23 protein-coding genes and 1 pseudogene are annotated in these 23,708 nt (G+C 72.2%); 15 read left to right on the top strand and 9 right to left on the bottom strand.

The features are described from left to right. Nucleotides 1-17: 17 nt before the first annotated feature. The 5 genes from ABZY57_RS11790 to ABZY57_RS11770 all read left to right on the top strand — a co-directional run bounded on the left by ABZY57_RS11790 (nucleotide 18) and on the right by ABZY57_RS11770 (nucleotide 4,959). Nucleotides 18-1,049 (top strand): carbon-nitrogen hydrolase family protein, encoded by a 1,032-nt coding sequence (locus ABZY57_RS11790; protein ID WP_356510718.1) that lies wholly within the window; start codon nucleotides 18-20, stop codon nucleotides 1,047-1,049. Beyond that, complete coding sequence (locus tag ABZY57_RS11785; RefSeq protein WP_356510716.1) at nucleotides 1,046-2,158, top strand: cupin domain-containing protein; 1,113 nt, start codon at nucleotides 1,046-1,048, stop codon at nucleotides 2,156-2,158. Before ABZY57_RS11790 ends, ABZY57_RS11785 begins: the two co-directional genes overlap by 4 nt. Nucleotides 2,159-2,281: 123 nt before the next feature. Further along, nucleotides 2,282-3,196: a fumarylacetoacetate hydrolase family protein gene (locus ABZY57_RS11780; protein ID WP_356510714.1), complete on the top strand. Its 915-nt coding sequence runs from the start codon at nucleotides 2,282-2,284 to the stop codon at nucleotides 3,194-3,196. A gap of 50 nt (nucleotides 3,197-3,246) precedes the next feature. After that, nucleotides 3,247-4,056 (top strand): Asp/Glu racemase, encoded by an 810-nt coding sequence (locus tag ABZY57_RS11775; protein ID WP_356510712.1) that lies wholly within the window; start codon nucleotides 3,247-3,249, stop codon nucleotides 4,054-4,056. A gap of 63 nt (nucleotides 4,057-4,119) precedes the next feature. Beyond that, nucleotides 4,120-4,959: a PaaX family transcriptional regulator C-terminal domain-containing protein gene (locus ABZY57_RS11770; RefSeq protein WP_356510710.1), complete on the top strand. Its 840-nt coding sequence runs from the start codon at nucleotides 4,120-4,122 to the stop codon at nucleotides 4,957-4,959. 12 nt (nucleotides 4,960-4,971) lie between these two features. Here the strand turns inward: ABZY57_RS11770 and ABZY57_RS11765 are convergent, their stop codons facing one another. Continuing rightward, nucleotides 4,972-5,964, bottom strand: coding sequence for a LacI family DNA-binding transcriptional regulator (locus tag ABZY57_RS11765; RefSeq protein ID WP_356510708.1), 993 nt, complete (start codon nucleotides 5,962-5,964; stop codon nucleotides 4,972-4,974). Between the two features lie 432 nt (nucleotides 5,965-6,396). Here ABZY57_RS11765 and ABZY57_RS11760 point away from each other — a divergent pair, with 432 nt between their 5' ends. From ABZY57_RS11760 to ABZY57_RS11735, 6 genes and pseudogenes are all read left to right on the top strand, one after another. Then, nucleotides 6,397-8,067 (top strand): discoidin domain-containing protein, encoded by a 1,671-nt coding sequence (locus tag ABZY57_RS11760; protein WP_356510746.1) that lies wholly within the window; start codon nucleotides 6,397-6,399, stop codon nucleotides 8,065-8,067. Between the two features lie 78 nt (nucleotides 8,068-8,145). Then, on the top strand, nucleotides 8,146-9,513 hold the full coding sequence (locus tag ABZY57_RS11755; protein WP_356510706.1) for a DUF1996 domain-containing protein: 1,368 nt from the start codon (nucleotides 8,146-8,148) through the stop codon (nucleotides 9,511-9,513). Beyond that, nucleotides 9,489-10,058, top strand: a complete 570-nt coding sequence (locus tag ABZY57_RS11750) for a DUF305 domain-containing protein (protein WP_356510704.1) — start codon at nucleotides 9,489-9,491, stop codon at nucleotides 10,056-10,058. The genes ABZY57_RS11755 and ABZY57_RS11750 overlap by 25 nt, the downstream gene beginning before the upstream one ends. A 132-nt stretch (nucleotides 10,059-10,190) precedes the next feature. Next, nucleotides 10,191-11,585, top strand: coding sequence for a GH1 family beta-glucosidase (locus ABZY57_RS11745; protein ID WP_356510702.1), 1,395 nt, complete (start codon nucleotides 10,191-10,193; stop codon nucleotides 11,583-11,585). Continuing rightward, nucleotides 11,582-12,817, top strand: coding sequence for an MFS transporter (locus ABZY57_RS11740; RefSeq protein WP_356510700.1), 1,236 nt, complete (start codon nucleotides 11,582-11,584; stop codon nucleotides 12,815-12,817). The genes ABZY57_RS11745 and ABZY57_RS11740 overlap by 4 nt, the downstream gene beginning before the upstream one ends. A 257-nt stretch (nucleotides 12,818-13,074) precedes the next feature. Continuing rightward, nucleotides 13,075-13,734 (top strand): annotated as a pseudogene (locus ABZY57_RS11735) (VanW family protein); the annotation flags it as partial. Nucleotides 13,735-13,961: 227 nt separating this feature from the next. On the opposite strand, the gene ABZY57_RS11730 reads toward ABZY57_RS11735, so the two are convergent. The 3 genes from ABZY57_RS11730 to ABZY57_RS11720 are packed head-to-tail and all read right to left on the bottom strand — an operon-like array spanning nucleotide 13,962 to nucleotide 15,660. Further along, nucleotides 13,962-14,933, bottom strand: coding sequence for an NAD(P)-dependent alcohol dehydrogenase (locus ABZY57_RS11730; RefSeq protein ID WP_356510698.1), 972 nt, complete (start codon nucleotides 14,931-14,933; stop codon nucleotides 13,962-13,964). Beyond that, a complete protein-coding gene (locus tag ABZY57_RS11725) occupies nucleotides 14,930-15,199 on the bottom strand; it encodes a helix-turn-helix transcriptional regulator (RefSeq protein WP_356510696.1) in 270 nt (89 codons plus the stop codon). The genes ABZY57_RS11730 and ABZY57_RS11725 overlap by 4 nt, the downstream gene beginning before the upstream one ends. Beyond that, entirely contained in the window at nucleotides 15,193-15,660 is a 468-nt protein-coding gene (locus ABZY57_RS11720; protein WP_356510694.1) for a hypothetical protein, read from the bottom strand. The genes ABZY57_RS11725 and ABZY57_RS11720 overlap by 7 nt, the downstream gene beginning before the upstream one ends. Before the next feature lie 135 nt (nucleotides 15,661-15,795). On the opposite strand from ABZY57_RS11720, the gene ABZY57_RS11715 reads away from it, so the two are divergent. The 4 genes from ABZY57_RS11715 (at nucleotide 15,796) to ABZY57_RS11700 (ending at nucleotide 19,489) form a co-directional block, all read left to right on the top strand. Beyond that, nucleotides 15,796-16,464, top strand: coding sequence for a hypothetical protein (locus ABZY57_RS11715; RefSeq protein ID WP_356510692.1), 669 nt, complete (start codon nucleotides 15,796-15,798; stop codon nucleotides 16,462-16,464). A gap of 108 nt (nucleotides 16,465-16,572) precedes the next feature. Next, the gene (locus ABZY57_RS11710; RefSeq protein WP_356510744.1) at nucleotides 16,573-16,839 is read left to right on the top strand and encodes a ferredoxin; all 267 of its coding nucleotides are present in this window, start codon (nucleotides 16,573-16,575) and stop codon (nucleotides 16,837-16,839) included. Next, nucleotides 16,832-18,226, top strand: coding sequence for an FAD-dependent oxidoreductase (locus ABZY57_RS11705; protein WP_356510690.1), 1,395 nt, complete (start codon nucleotides 16,832-16,834; stop codon nucleotides 18,224-18,226). Before ABZY57_RS11710 ends, ABZY57_RS11705 begins: the two co-directional genes overlap by 8 nt. A gap of 24 nt (nucleotides 18,227-18,250) precedes the next feature. Then, entirely contained in the window at nucleotides 18,251-19,489 is a 1,239-nt protein-coding gene (locus ABZY57_RS11700; protein WP_356510688.1) for a cytochrome P450, read from the top strand. Between the two features lie 29 nt (nucleotides 19,490-19,518). On the opposite strand, the gene ABZY57_RS11695 is transcribed toward ABZY57_RS11700, so the two are convergent. From ABZY57_RS11695 to ABZY57_RS11675, 5 genes are all read right to left on the bottom strand, one after another. Beyond that, nucleotides 19,519-19,770 (bottom strand): EF-hand domain-containing protein, encoded by a 252-nt coding sequence (locus ABZY57_RS11695; RefSeq protein ID WP_356510686.1) that lies wholly within the window; start codon nucleotides 19,768-19,770, stop codon nucleotides 19,519-19,521. Nucleotides 19,771-19,898: 128 nt separating this feature from the next. Next, entirely contained in the window at nucleotides 19,899-21,014 is a 1,116-nt protein-coding gene (locus tag ABZY57_RS11690) for a mechanosensitive ion channel family protein (RefSeq protein WP_356510684.1), read from the bottom strand. A 255-nt stretch (nucleotides 21,015-21,269) separates the two neighbouring features. Then, nucleotides 21,270-22,082, bottom strand: a complete 813-nt coding sequence (locus tag ABZY57_RS11685) for an amino acid ABC transporter ATP-binding protein (protein ID WP_356510682.1) — start codon at nucleotides 22,080-22,082, stop codon at nucleotides 21,270-21,272. 28 nt (nucleotides 22,083-22,110) lie between these two features. Next, nucleotides 22,111-22,911 (bottom strand): amino acid ABC transporter permease, encoded by an 801-nt coding sequence (locus tag ABZY57_RS11680; RefSeq protein WP_356510680.1) that lies wholly within the window; start codon nucleotides 22,909-22,911, stop codon nucleotides 22,111-22,113. Further along, nucleotides 22,908-23,708, bottom strand: a complete 801-nt coding sequence (locus tag ABZY57_RS11675; protein ID WP_356510742.1) for an ABC transporter substrate-binding protein — start codon at nucleotides 23,706-23,708, stop codon at nucleotides 22,908-22,910. The genes ABZY57_RS11680 and ABZY57_RS11675 overlap by 4 nt, the downstream gene beginning before the upstream one ends.

Below are 23,708 nucleotides of genomic sequence, written 5' to 3'. Positions count from 1 at the left end.
GAAACGGCCGAGATCCCATGGAGACCCGTCCCCCGAACGACCTGCCCCGCTTCACGGCGGCCGCCGTCCAGGCCGCTCCCGTCTACCTCGACCCCGCCGCCACCGTCGACAAGGCCGTGGCCCTGATCGCGGAGGCCGCCGGGAAGGGCGCCGAACTCATCGTCTTCCCCGAGGCGTTCGTCCCCGGATACCCGTACTGGAACTGGACGATGAATCCGGTCCAGGGCTCGCCCTGGTTCGAGCGCCTGCAGCGTGCGTCCATCGACATCCCGGGCCCGCACGTCGACACCCTGCGCGCGGCCGCCCGCCAGTACGGGGTCGTGCTGGTCATCGGCGTGAACGAACGCGCCCCGCACAGCCTGGGCGTGCTGTACAACACGCTGCTGACCATCGGCCCCGACGGCGAACTGCTCGGTGTGCACCGCAAGCTGGTGCCCACCTGGGCGGAGAAGCTCACCTGGACCGGTGGCGACGGCAGTTCCCTGCGCGTCCACCAGACCCCCGTCGGCCCGGTCGGCGCCCTGGCGTGCGGGGAGAACACCAACACCCTGGCCCGTTTCACGCTCCTGGCCCAGGGCGAACTGGTCCACGCGGCCTGTTACATCGCCCTGCCCGTGGCCCCCACCGACTACGACATGGCCGAGGCCATCGCCGTCCGGACCGCGGCCCACAGCTTCGAGGGCAAGGTCTTCTCGGTGGTCGCCTGCTCCACCGTCTCCCCCGAGATCGTCGACGCGGTCGCCGGTGAGGACGAGGCGGTCCGGGCCCTGTTCGCCCGGCCGCGCAGCGCCCTGTCGGGCATCTTCGGGCCCGACGGCCGCCCGGTCACCGAGCCGCTCGTCGACGCCGAGGGCATCGTCTACGCCGAGATCGACCTGAACCGGTGCATCCAGCCCAAGCAGATGCACGACATCACCGGGCACTACAACCGCTTCGACGTCTTCCGCCTCGAAGTGGACAACCGGCCCCGCACGCCGGTCACCTTCACCGTCCCGCAGCCCGTCCCGCACACCGCACCGACCACCGCCGCCCCCGAGGAGGACGCATGACCACCGACCAGGACGACACCGCACTCGGCCGCGCCCGGGTGTCCGACACCCCTGAGCTCACCGCCTACTACGGCGAGCTCGAAGCCCTGGAGGCCGGTGCGCTGTGGACGGTGGCGAACGACATCGAGCCCTGGTACCCGCAGCCCAAGTCCGTTCCCGTGCTGTGGCGTTACGAGGAGCTGCGGCCCCTCGTCCACAAGGCCCTCGGCCTGGTCCGGGCCGACGACGCGGGCCGACGCGTCGTGATGCTGGTCAATCCCGGCCGCAGGGACGTCAGTGCCGCCGCCGGACTCCTCTACACCGGGCTGCAGATCATGGGTCCGGGCGAGGCGATGACCGCCCACCGCCACCAGGCCGCGGCGCTGCGCTTCGTGCACGAGGGCACCGGGGCGTGGACGATCGTGGACGGCCAGAAGCTGAAGGTCGGACCGCGCGACTTCGCGATCACCCCGAACGGAACCTGGCACGAGCACGGCAACGACGCCTCCGACGGGCCGGTGATCTGGCAGGACGGCCTCGACATCCCGCTGGTCAACGCCTTGGACGCCGGGTTCTACGAGGTCCACCCCGAGCTGTACCAGCAGCCCGGGAAGGTGGTGAACTCCTCCGTCCTGACCTACGCCGCGAACCTGCTCCCGTACGGCTCCGAGAAGTGGACCCGCCCCTACTCCCCGCTGCTGGCCTACCCCTGGGAGCAGACCTACGAGGCCCTGCGCGGCCTGGCCTCGGCCACCGCCGGCTCCCCGTACGACGGGGTCATCGCGGAGTACACCAACCCGGTGACCGGCGGTTCGGTGATGCCCACCATGAGCGCCCACATGCAGCTGCTGCGCCCGGGCCAGGCCACCTTGGCCCACCGCCACACCGGGTCGGTCATCTACACGGCGGCCAAGGGGCACGGCGTCTCGGTGATCGCCGGGCAGCGCTTCGAGTGGAAGCAGGGCGACATCTTCTGCGTCCCCTCCTGGGCCTGGCACGAGCACCACAACCTCGACCGGTCCGAGGACGCCTGCCTGTTCTCCTTCAACGATTTCCCCGTGATGCGCTCCCTCGGCTTCCACCGCGAAGAGGCGTACCCGGACAACGGCGGGCACCAGCCCGCCTCCTGAGCCGCGTCGCCGCACCGGACCGCCGGCCCTGACACCGGTCCCGGTGCGGCGGCGCACCCCGCCGGGCCCGCGCCCGCACCCGCTGCCTTCTCCCCCTCCCCTCACTCCCCCTAGGAGCCACCGATGCGACTGGTGACCTACACGACCGCGCCCATGACCGGCACCGCCGACCGCCTGGGCGCCCAGGTCGACGGCCTGGTGTACGACCTCGCGGCCCTCGCCCGCCACGCGGGCGCCGAGCTGCCCGCCGACCTGCTCTCCTTCGTCCGGGCCGGCGCCCCCGCCCGGGAGACGGCCGCCCGTCTCCTGGCCGGCGACTGCGCGGACCGGCCCGCCGGGGCCGTGCACCGCCTGGAGGAGGTCACGCTGCGCGCCCCGCTGCGCCCCGGCAAGATCATCGGGGTGGGGCTGAACTACGTGGAGCACGTGGAGGAGTCCAGCCGGAGCCTGGACACCGACAAGGACCTGCCCCCGCGTCCGGTGCTGTTCAGCAAGCCCGCCACCGCCGTCACGGGCCCCGGGGCGCCGATCCTGCACAACGCCGACCTCACGACGCAGCTCGACTGGGAGTGCGAACTCGCCGTGGTCATCGGCCGGGCCGCTTTCCGGGTGACCGAGGAGGAGGCGTACGGGCACATCTTCGGCTACAGCATCGTCAACGACATCAGCGCCCGCGACCAGCGCCGCTCGGGCCAGTGGTTCTTCTCCAAGGGCCAGGATTCCTACGCCCCCTTCGGCCCTGCCGTGGTCACCGCCGACGAGGTGCCGGACCCGATGGACCTCGACCTCGAACTGCGGGTGAACGGCGTCACCAAGCAGAAGTCCAACACCCGCCACATGCTGTTCCCCATCGCCCGGCTCATCGCCGACATCAGCTCGGGAGTGACCCTGGAGCCCGGCGACGTCATCGCGACCGGCTCCCCGTCCGGTGTCGGCGCCGGCATGGTCCCGCCCGAGTTCCTCGTGCCGGGCGACACCGTCGAGGCCACGGTCGAGATCATCGGCACACTCGCCAACCCCGTCGTCGACGCCCGCTGACCCTGCCGGACCGACCCCCGGCGCCCCCACCCGACCATCGAGGAGCACCCGTGCAGCCCCGTACCCACCGCATCGGCCAGATCGTCCCCAGCTCCAACGTCACCATGGAAACCGAGGTGCCCGCGATCCTGCGCGCCCGCATGGAGATCGCGCCCGACGACCGCTTCACCTTCCACTCCAGCCGGATGCGCATGACCCATGTGACGCCGGAGCAGCTCAAGGCCATGGACGCCGATTCCGACCGCTGTGCCGTGGAGCTCTCGGACGCGCGGGTCGACGTACTCGGCTACGCTTGTCTGGTCGCCATCATGAGCATGGGCCTCGGCTACCACCGCACCTCCGAGGAGCGCCTGCACACGCGCACCGTGGAGAACGGGGCCCCCGCCCCGGTGGTCACCAGCGCCGGCGCCCTCGTGCACGGGCTGCACACCATGGGCGCCCGGAAGGTGGCCCTGCTGGCCCCGTACATGCGCCCGCTCACGCGGACCGTCGTCGACTACCTCACCCACGAGGGCATCGAGGTCCTCGACTACCAGGCCCTGGAGATCCCGAACAACCTCGACGTGGCCGCCCACGATCCGGCCCGGCTCCCCGGGCTGGCCCGCGCCCTGGACTACGCGGACGCGGACGCGGTCGTGCTGTCGGCCTGCGTGCAGATGCCCTCGCTCGGCGCCATCGAGGAGGCCGAGCAGCTCCTCGGCAAGCCGGTCGTCTCCGCTGCCGTCTGCACCGCCCACCAGATGCTGCGCGCCCTCGACCTGCCGGCCGTCGCCCCCGGCGCCGGCCATCTCCTCTCCGGCGCGTACGCGCAGGCGCCCCTGAACCCGGAGAGGGGGCCCGGGACGCCGGCCGAGGGGTGACCGGAGGCGGCCCGGCCGCGGCCCCTCGATAGGATCACCACCCCACACCACGGGAAGGTGATCATGTCGGACAGCCCCCTCAGGCCCAGCTCGTTGATCAGTACGGTCTACGGGGCCTTCGTGCGCGGGAGCGGCGGCTGGATCTCCGTCGCCGACCTGATCACGCTCATGTCGGAACTCGGCGTGGAGAGCCAGGCCGTGCGCTCGGCCATCTCCCGACTCAAGAAGAAGGGCGTTCTCGAACCGGAGCGCCGCGGGGCCACCGGGTACCGGCTCAGTCCGGCCGTCCACCCCGTCTTCGACGCCGGTGACCGGCGCATCTTCGCCAGCCTCGAACCGGCGGACCTCGACGACGGCTGGGCCATGGCGGTCTTCTCCGTACCGGAGTCCGAGCGCTCCCACCGCTACCAGCTGCGCACCAGGCTGACCTGGCTCGGCTTCGGCAACATCGCCCCCGGCGTGTGGCTGGCGCCGGGCCGGCTCCTGGAGGACGCGCGCGACATGCTCGTCCGGCTCGGCCTGAGCGAGTACGTCCATCTGTTCGCGGCCGCCGACTACGCCGCCTTCAGCGACCTGCCGGAGGCGGTCAGCTCCTGGTGGGACTTCCCGGCGATCCAGGCCCAGTACGCCACCTTCACCGGCGCGTACGCGCCGGTCGCCGCGAAGCTCGCGCTGCAGGACGACATCGACGCGGCCGAGGCCTTCCGCCACTACGTGCCGATGCTCACCGAGTGGCGGCGGCTGCCCTACCTCGACCCGGGCCTCCCCGCGGAGCTGCTCCCCGCGGACTGGAACGCCGTGGGCGCCCGGCAGGTGTTCCAGCAGCTGCACGAGGTCCTGGCGGGGCCGGGGCTGCGGCACGTACGGGACGTGACGGGCCCGGCCGGGGCGCGCACGTCCTGAGGGAGCGCTCCCTCAGGACGACTCGCGGACCACGAGGTCGTTCGGCATGACCACCCGGTCCCTGGGGCCGCCCTCGATCAGGCCGAGGAGCAGCCGCACCGTGGCCGTGGCCTGGTCGGCCATGGGGCTGCGCACGGAGGTGAGGGCCGGGACGGTGTAGGCGGCGGCCTCGATGTCGTCGAAGCCGACGACGGCGACGTCCTCGGGGACCCGGCGGCCCGCTTGCCGCAGGGTGCGCAGGGCGCCGATCGCCATCAGGTCGTTGGCCGCGAACACCGCGTCCAGCGCCGGGTCGTCCTCCAGGAGCTGCCGCATGGCCTCGGCGCCGGAGGCCCGGGTGAAGTCGCCCAGCGCCACGATGGACCGGCGGCCGGTGTCGCGCAGGGCGGCGCGGTAGCCGTCGAGGCGCTCGCGGGACTCGAAGAGGTCCAGCGGTCCGGTGATGGTCGCGATCCTGCGCCGGCCGCGTTCCAGGAGGTGGCGCACGGCGAGCGCGGCGCCCGCCGCGTTGTCCAGTTCCACGTACGGCACGTCCTGGGCGCCGGTGCGGTTGAACGAGGCGACCGGCAGGCCCGTCCTGGCCAGGGCGGCGGGCAGGGGGTCCGTGCCGTGGAGGGCGACGAGCATGACGCCGTCCACGTGTCCGCCGGCCACGTACTCCTCGACCCGGGCCCGGCTCCGGTCGGATTCGGCGAGCATGAGCACGACCTGTTTTCCGGCGGCCTCCAGTTCCCTGCTGACGGCGCGGACCACGGTGGAGAACAGGGGGTCGTCGGAGACCACGCCCTGGGGAGGGTCGGAGACGACGACCGCGATCGCGTGGGTCCGGCGGGTGACCAGGTTCCGGGCGGCGGCGTTGGGCACGTAGCCCAGTTCGCGCACGGCCCGCAGGACGACCTCGCGGATCTCGGGCGCCACCGTGGTCTCCCCGTTGACGACACGGGAGACGCTCGATCGGGACACGCCCGCGCGGGCGGCGACCACTTCCAGGGTGGGTCTTCTCATACCGGCCCGTTCCGTTCGGCGGCGGCGCCGCCGGGTCGGACGGACGGTCCGCGGGGGAGCGTTCTCCCGCGATGGTGACCCGGAGCCTGATCGACTGTCAACAGTCGCCGTTGCGCAGGGTGTTGCCCTGGAGTGAGGACCGGGCGGGGGCCCGGGCGGTATTCCTCCTGGTCAGCCCCGTTCACCGTGGGGTGTGCGGGCACCGAGAGAACGCTCCATCAGGGGACGAACCGAGGTCGCCCCTATGTCCGCCCGATGACGGGACACCTTGACAGCCCCGGGGGGCCGCCCCATCCTCACCCCTCAGGGAGCGCTCCCCAGCCCCCTCTCCGCCTCCCCCGGTTCTCACCTTCCCCCCTCGTTTCCCCCCTCGTTCCAGGAGCCGCCGTGCCTCCGTCGCTGCGCCGCCTCGGCTTACTCTTCGCCGTCGCCTTGACCCTCCTCACCTTCAGCACCCTCCCCGCCTCCCCCGCCCGGGCCGCCGAAACCCTGCTGTCGCAGGGCAGATCCGTCACCGTCTCCGGCAGCGAGCCCGGCTACAGCCCCGCGAGCGCCGTCGACGGCAACCTCGGCACCCGCTGGTCCAGCGCCTTCGCGGACCCGCAGTGGATCCAGGTGGACCTGGGGTCCGCCGCCACGATCAGCAGGGTCTCCCTCACCTGGGAGGCCGCGTACGCCAAGGCCTTCCAGATCCAGGTCTCGAACGACGCCGCGACCTGGACCACGGTCTACGGGACGACCGCCGGCGCCGGCGGCACCCAGAACCTGACCGTCTCCGGAGCCGGCCGCTACGTGCGGATGTACGGGACCCAGCGCGCCACCGGATACGGCTACTCCCTCTGGGAGTTCCAGGTCTACGGGACCCCGGGCACCGGTGACGGCGGCGACGCGCTCCTCTCGTACGGCAGGACGGGCGCGGCCTCCTCCTCGCAGGCCGACGGGAACTGCTGGGAGTGCACCCCGGCCAGGGCCTTCGACCGCGATCCCGCCTCCCGTTGGGCGACCAGCCCCGTCACCGGCTGGACCGATCCCGGCTGGATCTCCGTGGACCTCGGCGCGCCCGCGCAGATCCACAAGGTCGTCCTCCAGTGGGACCCGGCCTACGCGAAGTCCTTCCAGATCCAGGTCTCCCCGGACGGGAACACCTGGACCCCGGTCTACTCCACGACGGCGGGCACGGGCTTCAAGCAGACGCTGACCGTCTCGGGCTCCGGGCGGTACGTGCGGATGTACGGCACCGAGCGCGCGACCCCGTACGGATACTCCCTGTGGGAGTTCCAGGTGTACGGCACCGGCGGCGCCCCGGTGACGCCCCCGCCGCTCCCGCCGGACCCCGCGAACCCGCCGAGGCTGGTGTGGAGCGACGAGTTCGACGGCCCCGCGGCCGGCAAGCCCGACCCGGCCAAGTGGCGTGCGGACCCGGGAACCGGGCAGAACGGCGAGCTGGAGTACTACACCGACCACCAGAACGCCGCGACGGACGGCGCGGGCCATCTCGTCATGGAGGCCCGCAAGGAGGCCACGCCCGGCAAGGGCTGCCCGCCCGACCCGCTGACCGGCAGCACCACCTGCCAGTACACCTCGGCGCGGATGAACACGGGGGCCACCTTCCAGTTCACGTACGGGCGCGTCGAAGCCCGGATCAAGGTTCCCAAGGGGAACGGTCTGTGGCCGGCGTTCTGGATGATGGGCGGCGACTTCCTGACCGGGCGCCCGTGGCCGTACAACGGCGAGATCGACATCATGGAGGTCCTCGGCAAGGACGTGAAGACCTCGTACTCCACCGTCCACGCGCCCGCCTACAACGGCGGCGGCGGCATCGGCGGCCCGTACAAGCTGCCGCAGGACGCGGACTTCTCCGACGACTACCACGTCTGGGCCGCCGACTGGAACAGCAAGGGCATCGTCTACAGCCTGGACGGGCGGACCGTCTTCACGCTCGACAAGGAGCAGGTGGAGCGCACCCGCGGGCCGTGGGTCTTCGACCACCCCTCGTACATGATCCTCAACCTCGCGGTGGGCGGTGACTGGCCCGGTCCGACCGATCCCGGCACGCCGTTCCCCGCCCGGATGCTCGTCGATTACGTGCGCGTCTACCAGTGATCCGCCGGGGCTGCCCGGCCTCCGCCGGGCAGCCCCTTTCCTCCCTTTCCCCCCTCCACCGGCAGGCAAGGAATCGCCATGCGAAAACCCCGGTTCACGCTCCACGCCCTCCTCGCGGGGGCCCTGGCCACCGTGCTGGCCGCGAGCCTCTCGGCCACGGTGACCAGCGCGCCCGCGCGGGCCGCCGACACCGTGCTCGTCCAGGCCGAGTCGTACGCGGCGCAGTCCGGCGTGCAGCTCGAAGCGACCGGCGACACGGGCGGGGGGCAGAACGCCGCGTACCTCGCGGGCGGCGATTGGATGCGCTTCGACCACGTCGACCTGGGCGCCTCCGGCCCCCTGACCGTCTCGGCCCGGGTGGCCTCCGCGGTCGGCGGCGGCGCCGTCGAACTGCGCACCGGGTCCGTGACGGGCCCGCTGCTCGCGCAATTCGACATCACCTCCACCGGCGGCTGGCAGAGCTGGGCGACGCGGACCGCTGACGTGGCCGGTCATCCCGCCGGCCCGCAGACGGTGTTCGCGGTCCTGCGCGGCAGCGGGGCCGGGGACTTCGTGAACATCAACTGGTTCTCCTTCGGCGCCGGTTCCTCGCAGGGCTGGGTGAAGGTCGACCAGGCGAAGTGGGACGCGCAACTGGCCGGGTTCCGGGCGATGACCCCCGCGCCGGTGCCCGCGAACGCCGTCCGGGTCCCGGAGTTCAACGCCACCTGCGTCTATAGCCATTCCAAGCCCGACGACCCGATCGTGGCCCCGGGCCTGCCGGGTGCGTCGCACATGCACAGCTTCTTCGGCAACCGCAGCACGGACGCCTTCAGCACGGCGGAGTCCCTGGCCTCGCACACCGCGACGAGCTGCACCCCCGCCGAGGACCTCTCCAGTTACTGGATCCCGACCCTCTACGAGCACGGCGCGGCCGTCGAACCCGAGGGCATGATCGTCTACTACGGGTCCCGGCTGGCCGACCCCACGGCCACGGTGCCGTTCCCGCGGGGCTTCCGGATGATCGCGGGCAACGCCAAGTCGCAGGTGCCCACTCCGGCCGGCTCGGTGAACCAGTTCTGGTGCGCGGGCGAGGGCGGCGAGATCGGCCGCAGCTCCGACGGCAACTGGCCGGTGTGCGCGCCGAACGCCAAGCTCGTGTACCAGCTCGTCTTCCCCGACTGCTGGGACGGCAAGCACCTCGACAGCCCGGACCACAAGTCGCACGTGTCCTTCACCACGGTCAACGGCAGGTGCGGGGGCGCCTATCCGGTGGCCATCCCCTCCGTCTCCTTCGTGATCGGCTACCCGACCGGCGGGAGCCCGGACGGCCTCTCCCTGTCCTCGGGCATGGCCTCCTCCATCCACGGCGACTTCTTCAACGCCTGGGAGGACGCGGCCCTGGGTCACCGCGTGAAGGACTGCGTCGTACAGAGCGCCAAGTGCAACTCCGCCGGTACGTTCTGACCCGGCGGCCCGTACGGGTGCTGCTGCTCGCGGCGCTCCTGCTCACCGGCTGCACCGCGCAGCCGGTGGGCGGGGCGCCGCGGGCCGCGGCCTTCAACGCCACCGACATCGCCTGGATCCAGCTGATGATCCCCATGGACGAGCGGGCCCGGCTGCTGACGGAGCTGGCGCCGGCGCGGGCAGGGGACCCGGCGCTGGCCCGGCTCGCGCAGCGGGCGGCGGACCGGCAGGAGGCCGAACTGGCGCTGCTGCGCGGGCTGCTGGTCCGGTCCGCGGCGCCCGACAACCGCCCGCACGAGGGGCACGACATGCCGGGCATGGTCAGCTCCGACACCGTACGGAGGGCCGGAGCGCTGTCGGGGGAGGAGTTCGACCGGGTCTTCGCCGCCGCCCTGCGTGCCCACCTCACGCAGGCGCTGCTGCTCTGCGCGGGCGAACGCGCCTCGGGCGGGGCCGAGGAGGCACGGGAGCTCGCCGGGGAGCTGGAGAAGGCCGGCTCGGAGCAGCTCGCCCTGCTCGACGCGGCGCGCACCGGGAAAAGTTGAGAATTGTTCACTTTCCATTGACAGGGCGGGTCCGGGGACCCGAAAGTGCCGTGAACAGCGCGCCCGACGGCGCGCGTCCCCGTACCCGTGCGTGCCGGGGATCGCGTGCGTCCCCGACCGAAGCGAGTCCGCATGACAGCGTCCGTACCGCCCGTGCCGCCCGCCCCGCCCGTGCCCCGTTTCCCCGCCGGTTTCCGCTGGGGGGTCTCCGCCTCCGCCTTCCAGATCGAGGGCTCGCCCGCCGCCGACGGCCGGGGGCCCTCCTCCTGGGACGCCTTCACCCGGGAGGAGGGGCGCGTCAAGGACGGCTCGCACGCGGAGGTGGCCACCGACCACTACCGCCGCTACCGCGAGGACGTGGCCCTGATGGGCGGACTGGGCGTGGACGCCTACCGGTTCTCCGTCTCCTGGTCCCGGGTCCTGCCCGACGGGCACGGGGCCGTCAACCGGGCGGGGCTGGACTTCTACGACCGGCTCGTCGACGAGCTGTGCGCCGCGGGGATCGATCCGGCGCCCACCCTCTTCCACTGGGACACCCCCCTCGCCCTGGAGGAGCGGGGCGGCTGGCTGGAGCGCGACACCGCGGAGCGGTTCGCGGCGTACGCCTCGGTGGTCGCGGAGCGGCTCGCCGACCGGGTACCGATGTGGATCACCATCAACGAGCCCGCCGAGGTCACCCTCCTCGGCTACGGCCTCGGCGAACACGCCCCGGGCAAGCAGCTCGTCTTCGACGCCCTGCCCGCCGCCCACCACCAGCTCCTGGCCCACGGGCTGGGCGTGCAGGCGCTGCGCGCGGCGGGCGCCCGCCACATCGGCATAGCCGCCTCGCACAGCCCCGTGTGGGCCGCCGGCGAGAGCGAGGAGGACCGGGCCGCCGCCGCGTTGTACGACACCCTCACCAACCGCCTGTTCGCCGACCCGATCCTGACCGGCGCCTACCCGGACGGCCTGGAATCCCTGCTGCCCGGCCCGGTGGCCGAGGACCTCAAGGCGATCTCGGCCCCACTGGACTGGTACGGGGTCAATTACTACAACCCGATGCTCGTCGGCGCCCCCACCCCGGCCGGCGGCTCCGCCTTCGGCGGGATCGAGATCCCCTCCGGCCTCCCCTTCGGCCTCCGGCAGATCGAGGGGTACGAGCGCACCGACTTCGACTGGCCGGTGGTCCCGGACGGGCTGCGCGAACTGCTCGCCACCCTGCGCGAACGCTACGGGGACCGGCTGCCGCCGCTGTACATCACCGAGAACGGCTGCTCGTACGGGGACGGCCCGGATCCGGGCACGGGCCGGATCGAGGACGCGCGCCGGATCGCCTACCACGAGGGCCACGTGCGCGCCCTGCACGAGGCGATGGCCGAGGGGGCCGACGTCCGCGGCTACTTCATCTGGTCCATCCTCGACAACTTCGAGTGGGCGGAGGGCTACCGGCAGCGGTTCGGCCTGGTCCACGTCGACTACGAGACCCTCGCCCGGACCCCCAAGGAGTCGTACGCCTGGTACCGCGACCTGATCAAGAGCGGCAGGTGACCGCCGGGCCGAAGGCCGCGGCCGCCAGGCCGCCCGGCGGCCGGTGGGTGAGCGCGCTGTCCCTGGCCAACCTCGGCGTGTGGGTCGGCTGGTTCGGTCCGCTCCAGTTGCTGCTGGCCCGCCAGGCCGAGCTCCTCACCCCGGACCACAAGGCGTCCACCCTGGCTCTGGTGACGGGACTGGGGGCGGCCGTCTCGATGGTCGCCAATCCCGTCTTCGGAGCGCTGTCCGACCGTACGACGGCGCGCGCGGGCCGCCGTATCCCCTGGGTGGTCGCCGGGGTGACGGGCGGAGCCGCGGGCCTGGTGGTCCTGGGGCTCGCGCAGAGCCTCGCGGTGGTGATCGTCGGCTGGTGCCTGGTGCAGCTCGCCCTCAACGCCGCCTTCGCCGCGCTCACCGCGGCCGTCCCCGACCAGGTCCCCGTCCGGCAGCGCGGGCTGGTCGGCGGCTGGCTCGGCGTCTCCCAGGTCGTCGGGATCCTGGTCGGCACGGCGCTGGCCACCGTCGCGGGAGGGATCACCGCCGGCTATCTGGCCTGCGCGGCCTTCTCGGTCCTCGCGGCCGTGCCGTACGTGCTGATGCGGCGGGACTCGGTGCTCGCCCCCGCCGCCCGGCCGGCCTTCCGGTGGCGCGGCTTCCTGGCCGGCTTCTGGATCGACCCGCGCCGCCATCCCGACTTCGGCTGGGCCTGGCTGACCCGGTTCCTGATGAACCTCTCGTACTCCATCAGCACGATGTACCTGCTCTACTACCTCACCGACGCCGTGCGCTACCGGGGCGACGCGGACACCGGCGTCCTGATCCTGACGGCGCTGAACGCCCTCACCCTGCTCTCCACGGTGGTGATCAGCGGCATCCGGTCGGACCGCACCGGCCGCCGCAAGTCCTACGTCATCCGGTCGGGGCTGGTCATCGCGGCGGCCACGCTGCTGCTGGCCGTCTGGCAGACCTGGACCGGCGCGATCGTGGCCTCGCTCATCCTGGGCCTCGGCTTCGGCGTGTACACGGCGGTGGACTTCGCCCTGCTCACGGACGTGCTGCCGACCGCCGAGGACCGGGGCAAGGACCTGGGCGTCATCAACATCGCCAACGCGCTTCCGCAGGTGCTGGCCCCGGTGATCGCCGCCCCGGTCGTCACCCACCTCGGCGGGTACACGGCCCTGTACGCACTGGCGGGCGCCCTCGCCCTGGCGGGATCGCTGCTGGTCAGGAGGATCCGCTCGGTTCCGTAGCAGCCAGTATCGTGAGACCCGGCACATTTCTCACCCTTTTGGTCCGTTTTGGACCAAGCTTGTGTGGTTTGGATTCCGAAGCGACAGGGAGAGACATGCGACGCGCCCACGGCCGTACGGCCACCACGCGGATCGCCCTGATATCGGCCGGGACGGCCGCCGTGCTCGGCCTCGGCGGCTTCTCCGCCGGTTCCGCGGCCGCCGCGGGCACGCCCGCCCCGGACCGGCCCGCCGAGCCCGCGGCCACCGCCCCGGCAGCCGTCGGGCAGCAGGTCCTGTCCACCTTCACCGTCGCCTATCCCGCGGCGCCCTACCGGACCCACAACATCGCGCGCGCCGTGGAACTGATCAACGGGGCCGTCGTCCAGCCGGGCGACGTCTGGAGCTTCAACCGGGCGGTGGGCGAGCGGACCGAGGAGAACGGCTTCGTCGACGGCATCATGATCAACGACGGCCGGTACGTGAAGTCCCCCGGCGGCGGGGTCTCCGCGGTCGCGACGACCATGTACAACGCCATGTTCTTCGCGGGCCTGAAGCCGCTGGAGCACGGGGCCCACTCCTTCTACATCGAGCGGTACCCCGAAGGCCGCGAGGCCACCGTCGCCTGGGGCACCCTCGACCTGCGCTGGCAGAACGACTCGGGCCACCCCGTCACCGTCCTGGCCTCCTCCACCTCCACCTCGGTGACCGTCACCCTGCTCGGAACGAAGCAGTACGACGAGATACGCGCCACCAAGGGCCCGCGCACCCACGTCGCCCCGCCGGTGAAGCGCACCGTCACCGGCCCGACCTGCGAGCCGCAGACCCCGCTGGAAGGGTTCGACGTCTCCGTCGACCGGGTCTTCGTCCGGGGCGGCCACGAGGTCGGCCGGGAGACGTTCCGTACGCACTACACCCCGCGCGACGAGATCGTCTGCGCCCCGGAGTCCCCCACGGCCACGCCCGGCGCGACCCCGTCGGGCTCCCCGGCCCCGTCGGGCTCCCCCGCGGCCCCGTCGGGCACGCCCGGGACCCCGGCCGCGGCGGCCGCGCCCGGGGCCTCCCCCGCCCCCACCGCGCCCCCCGTGCCCACCGCGCCCCCCGCTCCGAGCACCTCCGCCTCGCCCGCCGCGGCCGGCACCGGCACGCACACGGCGCCCGCGCCTTAGGGCGTGATCAGCATCTTTCCGCGCGCCTCGCCCCGGTGGAGCCGATCGATGGCGTCCGGGGCGTCGGCGAGCCGGCAGGTGAGGTGGACGGCCGGGGCCAGGGTGCCGTCCTCGACGTGCCGCCCCAGGACCTCCAGGTCGGCCTGACGCTCGGCGGAGATGAACCCCTTGAGGCCGTGGCGCACGAAGGGGTTCAGCAGCGCGGCCCACAGGACCCGGCCCATGCCGCCCAGCCAGGGGCCGCCGCCCTCGCCGCCGACGATCACGAGCGTCCCGCGCGGGGTCAGGGCGCGCCGGAGGTACGACAGGGGCCGGTTGCCCGCGGTGTCCAGGATGAGGTCGTAGCGGCGGACGCCGTCCGCGAACTCCTCGCGGGTGTAGTCGATGACCTCGTCCGCGCCGAGCCCGCGCACCAGCTCCGTCTTCGTGGTGCTGCACACTCCGGTGACGTGCGCCCCGTACGCCTTGGCCAGCTGCACGGCGAAGGTGCCGACCCCGCCCGCGGCGCCGATGACCAGGACCCGCTGCCCGGCCCGTACGCGCCCCGCGTCGCGCAGTGCCTGGAGGGCGGTGAGCCCCGAGATCGGCAGGGCTGCCGCCTCCGCCAGGGGCATGCCGGCGGGCTTGAGCGCCAGCTTGTCCTGCCGGGCGGTCGCGTATTGCGCGAAGGAGCCCTCGCAGATGCCGAACACCTCGTCCCCCACCCGGAAGGTGCTCACCCCCTCGCCGACCGCCTCGATCCGGCCGGAGACCTCCCGGCCGCGTACGGGCACGCTGGGTGCGCGCAGCCCGTAGCCGAGGAGCCGCACCAGGTAGGGCTTGCCGCTCATGAGGTGCCAGACCCCCGCGTCCAGCCCGGCGGCACGGACGGCTATGAGCACCTCTCCCGCGCCCGGCCTCGGCGTTTCGATGTCCCTGAGCTCCAACACTTCGCTGGAGCCGTACGTGTCCTGCACGATCGCCTTCACGGCGCCGCCCCTTCCTCGTGTGCGTCGGCTGTGCTGTCCGTGCTGTCCGTGTCGCCCGCGTACTGGAATACCTGTTCGAGCGGCACCGCGAAGACGCGGGCGATCCTGAAGGCCGTCTCCAACGAGGGCGAGTACCGGCCCTTCTCGATGGCGATGACGGTCTGGCGGGTCACGCCGATGCGCCCCGCCAGCTCCGCCTGGGTCATCTCCGCGCGCTCGAAGCGCAGGATCCTGATCCGGTTCGTGATGCCGGTCGGCTTCACCACGACTGGAACCCCCTGCGGTAGGCGGCGAGCTTGACGGCCGAACCGAGCACCGCCGAGAGGACGAACCCCAGGTAGAGGGCATTCGATATCCAGAAGCGGTCCGCGCCGGCCATCGAGAGGATCAGCGCGGTCACGGCGCCGATGGCGAGGAAGGACTGCCCGGCGTGCTCGCCGAAGCGTCCGATCTCCTTGTCCCGCTGATCCTTGACTTCGGCCTCGCCGCGCTCGGCAACCGCCACGGCGATGTTGCAGAGGACGGCGGCGACGATGGCGCCCCCGACCGTCCAGAGCAGCGGCATGACGTACGGGACCTCCGCGAGGGGGACGCCGTCGCCCGCCCGGCCCAGCACGACGACCAGGTAGACCGCGTATCCGACGATCGCGACCACCCCCATGATCCATGCGCGCTTCTCTTCGAAGGCCACGACCGCACCCCCTCCCATGTAAAAGAACTTTGACATCACGAATGTAAAAGGATCCGTACCCCATGTCAATGATTTCTTACACTCGTCGCACGGGGGCGGGACCCCGGCCCCGTGTCACCCGGGCGCGCGGCCCCACTGGCACCGCGGCCGGACCCCGGGCTTGCTGGACGCATGAGACGAGTAGCACCGGGGACGACCCCGGGACAGAGCCTGGGCACCCCCAGGGCGGCCGGGCTGGCGGGGATCCTCTTCGCCGCCCTCATGGCGGCGGCGATCGTGCTGGCCCGCATCGCCCTGCCGGAGGGAGGCGGAGCGGCCGAGCTCGAGGTCAGCTCGGGGCAGCGGGACGCGGTGACCACGGCCCTGGAGCTCGTGCCGTTCGCGGGCATCGCCTTCCTGTGGTTCATGGGCGCGCTGCGGGAGCACTCCGGCGAGGCCGAGGACCGGTTCGTCGCCACCGTCTTCCTGGGCAGCGGACTGATCTTCGTCGCGAGCCTCTTCGGCGCCGCCGCGGCCGCCGGGACGGTGCTGGACTCCGATCAGCCCCAGCAGTTCGGCCGCCACTTCGCCTACACGCTGCTGACCACCTACGGGATGCGGATGGCCGCCGTCTTCGTGTTCGCCACCTCCACGATCGGCCGCCGGCTCGGGGTCTTCCCGCGCCCGCTGGCCCTGGCCGGATACCTCGCCGGTCTGGTGCTGCTGGTGGCGGGCTCCTCCGTGCCCTGGTCCGAGCTGGTCTTCCCGGCCTGGGCCCTGGTGGTGAGCCTGTACATCCTGCGGTCCGGCCGGGGCCGCCCCCACACGGCCACCGCCCCGGCCACCGGGCCGGCCTCCTGATGGGCGCCAGGACCTCACTCCGATGGCCGCTGCGGACGGGCCCTGCGGCACGAGCGCGCGCACGCTGGTCCGGGAAGCCCAGGGGGGCACTGAAAGGACCACACCTTGCTGAGGCTCGTCGTCGATCTCAACCGGTGTCAGGGATACGCACAGTGCGCCTTCCTCGCCCCCGACGTCTTCGCGATGCACGGGGACGAAGGGCTGCTCTACGATCCGCAGGCCGAGGAGGCCCAGCGCGAGCGCGTGGCCCAGGCCGCGGCCGCCTGCCCCGTGCAGGCCATCCTCGTGGACGATCTGGACCGCCCGGGCGGCGCCTCCGCGCGCACGCCGGCAGCCGCGACCGCCGGCGCCGGAGGGGAGGCGTCCGATGGCTGACACCACCCTGGACCAGCTCAAGCGCTCCGGCCGGATCGTGGTCGTCGGCGCCTCGCTGGCCGGACTGCGCGCCGCCGAGGTGATGCGGGAGAAGGGCTTCACCGGCTCGCTGACCCTGATCGGCGACGAGCGCCACGAGCCCTACGACCGCCCTCCGCTGTCCAAGCAGGTGCTGCTGGGCAAGGCCGACGCCGACCGCACCCTGCTCCCCCGACGGCTCGACATCGACGCCGAATGGCGGCTGGGCGTCGCGGCCACCGGGCTCGACATGGCGGCCCGTACGGTCAAGCTCGCCGACGGCGAGGAGGTCCCGTACGACCGTCTCCTGATCGCCACCGGGGTCCGGGCCCGGCCCTGGCCGAACGAGTCCGAGGGCGAGCTCGGCGGGGTCTTCACCCTGCGCACCCGCGAGGACGGGGCGGGCCTGGCCCGCGCCCTGGCGGCCGGACCGCGCCGGGTGCTGGTCATCGGCGCCGGGTTCACCGGCTCCGAGATCGCCTCGGCGTGCAGGGAGCGCGGGCTGGAGGTGACCGTCGCCGAACGCGGCGACGGCCCCCTGGTCGGCGCCCTGGGCGGAGTGATCGGGGCGGTCGCCGCCGAACTCCACCGGGAGAACGGCGTCGACCTGCGGACCGGGATCATGGTGACCGGGCTGGAGGGCGACTCCACCGGCCGCGTCAGGGCCGCGCACCTCTCCGACGGCGCCACGCTGGAATGCGACGTGGTGGTCGTCTCGCTCGGCGCCCAGCGCAACACGGAGTGGCTGACCGGCTCCGGACTCGGCGCGGGTCCACGCGGCATCGCCTGCGACGCGGGCTGCCGGGCCTTCGACCTCCGCGGGATCGTCACCGACGACATCTACGTGGCGGGCGACGTGGCCCGCTCCCCGCACGCGCTGTTCGGATACCAGTTCCTCTCCTTGGAGCACTGGGGCAACGCCGTGGCGCAGGCCGAGACCGCCGCCCACAACATGCTGAGCGAGAGCACCGACCGCCGGCCGCACCTGTGGGTGCCGGCGTTCTGGTCCTCGCAGTTCGGGGTGAACATCAAGTCCGTGGGCGTGCCCTCCATGGGCAGCGAGATCATGATCACTCAGGGGTCGCGGTCCGAGCGCCGGTTCACCGCGGTCTACGGCTACCAGGGCCGGGTGATCGGCGCGGTCACCTTCGACAACGGGCGCTGGCTGCAGTTCTACGAGAAGCAGATCGAGGCCAGCGCGCCCTTCCCGCCCCCGTTCACCACGGTGGACCGCCGCTCCGACGGGCAACGGCCGCTCCCGGCCGACTTCCCCGACCCCTCCGTGCCCACGCACGGCCCGACCATCACCCTCACCGGGTACTCGCCGGCGGACCGCCGGATCGCCACCTTCACCCCCGCCAGGCACTGACCGGCACGTTCCCGGAGGACCCCCATGGCCCACGGCATCCTGAGCCAGATCCTGGACTATTCCAGCCGCGCGAACCCGTACCCGCTGTACGAGGAGCTGCGCAAGACCCCCGTCTTCCACGACGGGACCGGACCGTACGTCATCAGCACCTACTACGACATCCAGAGCCTGCTGCACGATCCGCGGCTCAGCTCCGACGCCCGCAACCTGGCCGCGACGGCCGGGGACCCGCTGGCCGAGGGCGAGAGCGAGGAGGCGACGGCGCTGCCGCCGAGCTTCCTGAAGCTGGACCCGCCGGAGCACGACCGGCTGCGGCGGATGACCAACCGGCCCTTCGGACCGCCGCACTCCCCGCGCCGCGTCGAGGGGATGCGCGGCGGGCTGAAGGACATCGTCACCGGTCTCATCGACAACCTCGGGGACACCGGGAACATCGACCTGGTCGACCAGTTCGCGTACCCGTTCCCGGTGACGATGATCTGCCAGCTGCTCGGCGTGCCGCGCGAGGACGAGCCCAAGTTCCACGTCTGGGCCGACACCCTCGCCGCGAGCCTGGACCCCGATCCGGACTCCGATCCGGCGGAGCGGCAGCGCAAGACCCACGACTCCCGCATGGAGCTGGGCATGTATCTGGCCGGGCTGATCGAACAGCGCCGCAAGGATCCCGGCGAGGACATGCTCTCCCAACTGGCCGTGGGGCACGGCCCGGACGAGTCCATGTCCACGATGGAGCTGCTCAGCACCTCGGCCCTGCTGCTGATCGCCGGCCACGAGACCACGGTCAACCTGATCACCAACGGAATGCTGACCCTGCTGCGCAACCCGGACGTGCTGGAGGAGTTGCGGCAGGAACCCGCCCTGGCCGTGCCGCTGGTGGAGGAACTGCTGCGGTTCGAGCCGCCGGTGCAGCTGCTGCCGCAGCGCACCCCGCTCGTGGACATCGAGGTCGGCGGGGTCACCATTCCCAAGGGCTCCTCGATGTGGCTGATCCTGGCCTCCGGCAACCGGGACCCGAACCGCTTCGAGAACCCGGACCGCTTCGACCCGCACCGCAAGGACATCCAGCACCTGGGCCTGGGCAGCGGCATCCACAGCTGCTTCGGCGCACCGCTGGCACGGCTGGAGGCCCAGCTCGCGCTGACCGAGCTGGCCCGGCGGCTGGAGAACCCGCGGCTGCTGGAGGATCCCCCGCCCTACCGGCAGAACGCGGTGCTGCGCGGGCCCCGGCACCTGCGGATCGCCTGCGACGGGATCCGCGACTGAGCCGGCACCGATCCGGGGCCCGCTCCCGGCTACCAGCCGAAGCGGCGGTCGACCTCGCGCTCGAACTCCTCGAAGGTCAGTACGTCGTCGCCGTCCGCGTTCGCCCGGTCGAAGAGGGCCGAGGAGGCGTCCACGTCGCCCACGGCCCACAGGGGCAGAACTCCCTGGGCGGCGAGGGTCGGGCCCTTGCTCCGCAGGGCCGTTATCACCTCGACCCGGGTCAGGACCCCGTCGCTGTTCAGGTCGAGCGCGTCGAACAGCTTGCGGGCCTTCTCACTCATGACGTGGGCCTTTCGGTGGGCGGAGTCCGGGAACCACCGGGCGCGGGCCGCCCGGGTCGCCAGCTTATGGCCCGCCGCCCGGCCGCCCGCCTCCGGTGTCCCCCCGGGTCCCGGAGGCGGGGGGGCCGTTACCGCCCGCCGTCCACCAGGGCCGCGGGCGGCGCCTCGCGCTGGTGCGGGAGCGGCGGGGCCGCGGCGGACGGTGCGGCTCGGAGGTCCTCCTGATGGAGCGCGACCGTCCGTGTGGGGGCGGGGATCGAGATGCCCTCCGCCCGGAACCGGCTGTGCAGCCGCTTGATGAACTCGTGCTTGATCCGGTACTGGTCGCTGAACTCGCCGACGCCGAGGATCACCGTGAAGTTGATCCGGGAGTCCGCGAAGGTGTGGAACCGCACGGCCCCTTCGTGGTCGGGGACCGCGCCGTTGATGTCGGCCATCACCCCGTCGACCACCTCGAGGGTCACCCGCTCGACGTGCTCCAGGTCGCTCTCGTAGCCCACTCCCACCTGGACCATGATCGACAACTGCTGTTCGGGCTGGGTGAAGTTGGTCATGTTCGTGCGCGCGAGCCGGCCGTTGGGGATGATCACCAGGTTGTTCGACAGGTTGCGGACCACGGTGTTGCGCCAGTTGATGTCGACGACGTACCCCTCCTCACCGCTCGTCAGCCGGATGTAGTCACCGGGCTGCACCGTCTTCGAGGCGAGGATGTGCACGCCCGCGAAGAGGTTGGCGAGGGTGTCCTGCAGCGCCAGGGCGACCGCCAGACCACCCACGCCGAGAGCCGTGAGCAGGGGTGCGATGGACACGCCCACGCTTTCGAGGGCCACGAGCAGGCCCATCGCGAGCACCAGGACCCGGGTGATGTTGACGAATATGGTGGCCGATCCGGCCACTCCCGTCCGCGCCTGTGCCACGGACTGGACGAGGCCGGCGACGACGCGGGCCGCGCCGATCGTGGCCACGAGGATCAGCAGCGCGGTCAGCGAGTTGCTCACCCACCCGGAGACGTGCGGGCCGAGGGGCAGCGTCGAGGCGGCCACGGCGGCGCCCGCGATGACGGCCGCCGCCGGTGCGAGGGTGCGCAGCGCGTCGACGATGATGTCGTCGCCGCTCCACCGGGTCCTGAGGGCGTGCTTGGCCAGCCACCGTACGAGGGCGCGCAGGAGCAGACCGGCGAGTCCGCCCGCGGCCAGCGCGATGCCTGCGACCAGCCAGTCGTGCAGGACGAGGTCCCGGGTCAACGGACGTCCTCCGCCCGTCGCCGGGCCGGGGATGCGGAGGCCGGCCCTTCGGGCCGCCGGATGAGGGGTGTGGTCACCTTGTCACCTGTCAGTTCGTCGTGCGTGGGGCCGCGTTCGCGCATGCGTGCGCATCCGAACGGGGTGCCATCCTGCCTCATGATCAACGCGGCGGCGCAGGTGGGCCCGGGCGGGCGCACGACCCGCTCGGGGGCACGACGCGCTCAGGGTCTCGACGTGCTCAGCGCCTCGACGCGCTCAGGCTTCCCCGCCCTGGCCCGGTTCCCCGCCCGGGGGCCCGGGCGGCTCGGCCGCCGCAGGGTCCAGGATCCGGTTGAGGAAGCTCCTGGTCCGCTCCTGCCGGGGGTCCCCGACCACCTGGGCCGCCGGGCCCTGCTCGACGACGACTCCGCCGTCCATGAACACGACCCGGTCCGCGACCTCGCGGGCGAAGCTCATCTCGTGGGTGACGACCATCATCGTCATGCCCTCGCCCGCGAGGACCCGCATCACCGCCAGGACCTCGCCCACGAGTTCGGGGTCGAGCGCCGAGGTCGGCTCGTCGAAGAGCATCACTTCCGGGCCCATCGACAGGGCCCTGGCGATCGCCACCCGCTGCTGCTGGCCGCCGGACAACTGGGCGGGGTACGCCTCGGACTTGTCGGAGAGGCCGACGCGGGCGAGGTTCTTGCGGGCCACGGCCTCGGCCTCGGCCCTGCCCCTGCCCAGGACGCGGCGCTGGGGCAGGGTGAGGTTCTCGCGCACGCTGATGTGCGGGAAGAGGTTGAACTGCTGGAAGACCATCCCGATGCGGCGGCGTACGGCGTCGATGTCGACGTCCAGGTCGGTGACCTCCGTGCCGCCGACGAAGACCTGGCCCGCGCTGGGCTCTTCGAGCAGGTTCACACAGCGCAGCAGCGTCGATTTGCCCGAGCCCGAGGGCCCGATGACGCACACCACCTCGCCGCGGGCGATGTCGAGGTCGATGCCGCGCAGGACGTGGTTGGTGCCGAAGGACTTGTGCAGTCCCCGGATCTCGATCTCCGGGCCGTCCGTGGCCGTGGTGTCCACCGCTGGGGCCTCCTGTGGCATGTCTTCCTCACACGGCCTTGTCGGCGCGGGCCTCCAGGCGGCGCACCACGAAGCTCAGCGGCACGGTCACCAGGAGGTAGCACAGGCCCGCGACCAGGATCGGGGTGGAGTTGGCGGTCTGGCTGGCGAGGTCCCGTCCGAACTTCGTCAGTTCGCGCTCCGACAGCGTCACACCGAGGAACAGTACGAGCGAGGAGTCCTTGAACAGCAGGACGAGTTCGTTGGTGAGGGGCGGGATGACGATGCGGAAGGCCTGCGGGATGACGATCGAGACCATGGCGCGGGCGTGCGAGAAACCGAGCGAGCGGGCGGCTTCCATCTGCCCCTTGGGTACGGCCTGGATGCCGGCCCGAATCGTTTCCGCCATGTAGGCGGCGGCCACCAGTCCCAGGCCGATCGCGACCTTGCCGTACGTGCCGCCGGGGATCTCCGTGCCGGGGAACGCCAGGGGCACCGCCACGCCGACGAAGATGAAGATCAGCAGGGCCGGGAGCCCCCGGAACAGCTCGATGTAGACGCTCGCGACCCACCGGTACGGGGCCACGGAGGACAGCCGCATCATGGCGATGACCAGGCCGAGGACCAGACCGAGGAGGAACCCCGACGTCGTGTAGACCACCGTGTTGCGCAGGGCCGTGGTGATGATCTCGGGGAAGAGCTGCGCCGCCAGGTCCTTCTGCGCGAACTGGTTCTGCAGCCTGTCCCAGTCCGCGGAGACGAAGATCAGCACCAGTACCGCGACGAAGAGCGCGTACTGCAGCCCCTGCGAGACCCGGCGGCGCTGGCGCCGGGTCAGCCGGGAGGTCACGGGGTGGTCTGGGGCAGCGGGCCGATCCACTGCTCGTAGAGCTTCTTGTAGGTGCCGTCGGCCTTGGCGTCGGTGATCGCCTTGTCGATCGCGGCCACGAGGGCGGTGTTGCCCTTCTTCACCGAGAAGCCGTACTGCTCGCCGGTCTCGATGTTCTGTCCGAGGGTGAACTCGGCGGCGTTCTCGGGGTCCTTGAGCCAGCCCTGGACCACGGGGTAGTCGATGACGACCGCGTCCACCTGGCCGGTGCGCAGTCCGTTGAGGACCGCGTCCGAGCTCTCGAAGGCCACGGGGTCGAAGCCCTGGGCCTTGGCGTAGCTCTCGCCGGTGGTCCCGGCCTGCGCGCCCAGCTTCTTCGACTTCGCCTTGAGGTCGGCGAGCGAGGTGACGCCGCTCTGCTTGGTGGCGAGAAGCGCCTGCGTGGCGTCGAAGTACGGGACGGAGAAGTCCACGTTCTTCTTGCGCTCGTCGGTGATCGTCATCCCGGCCGCCGCGAGGTCGCACTCGCCGGAGTTCAGGAAGGCGCCGGTCTTGAAGTTCTCGAAGGGCGTGTCGAGGATCTTCTGCTCGACCCCCAACCGGCTCGCCACCAGGTCGACCAGGGCCACGTCGAAACCGACGACCTCGCCGTCCTTCTCGAACTGGAACGGCGGATAGGGCAGGTGGGTACAGGTCGTCAGCTTGCCCTTCTCCACGACGGGCACTCCGCCGGCCGCCTCGCCCGGGCCGTCGCCGCTCGAGGAGCATCCCGCGACGAGGAACGCCCCCGCCGCGGCGGCCGCGGCACCGACGCGGAT

The sequence above is a fragment of the Streptomyces sp. NPDC006450 genome (genome assembly GCF_040612195.1).
GTDB lineage: Bacteria > Actinomycetota > Actinomycetes > Streptomycetales > Streptomycetaceae > Streptomyces.
Note: the sequence above shows the minus strand (reverse complement) of the source record. Positions and strands in the feature narration are given on the sequence as shown.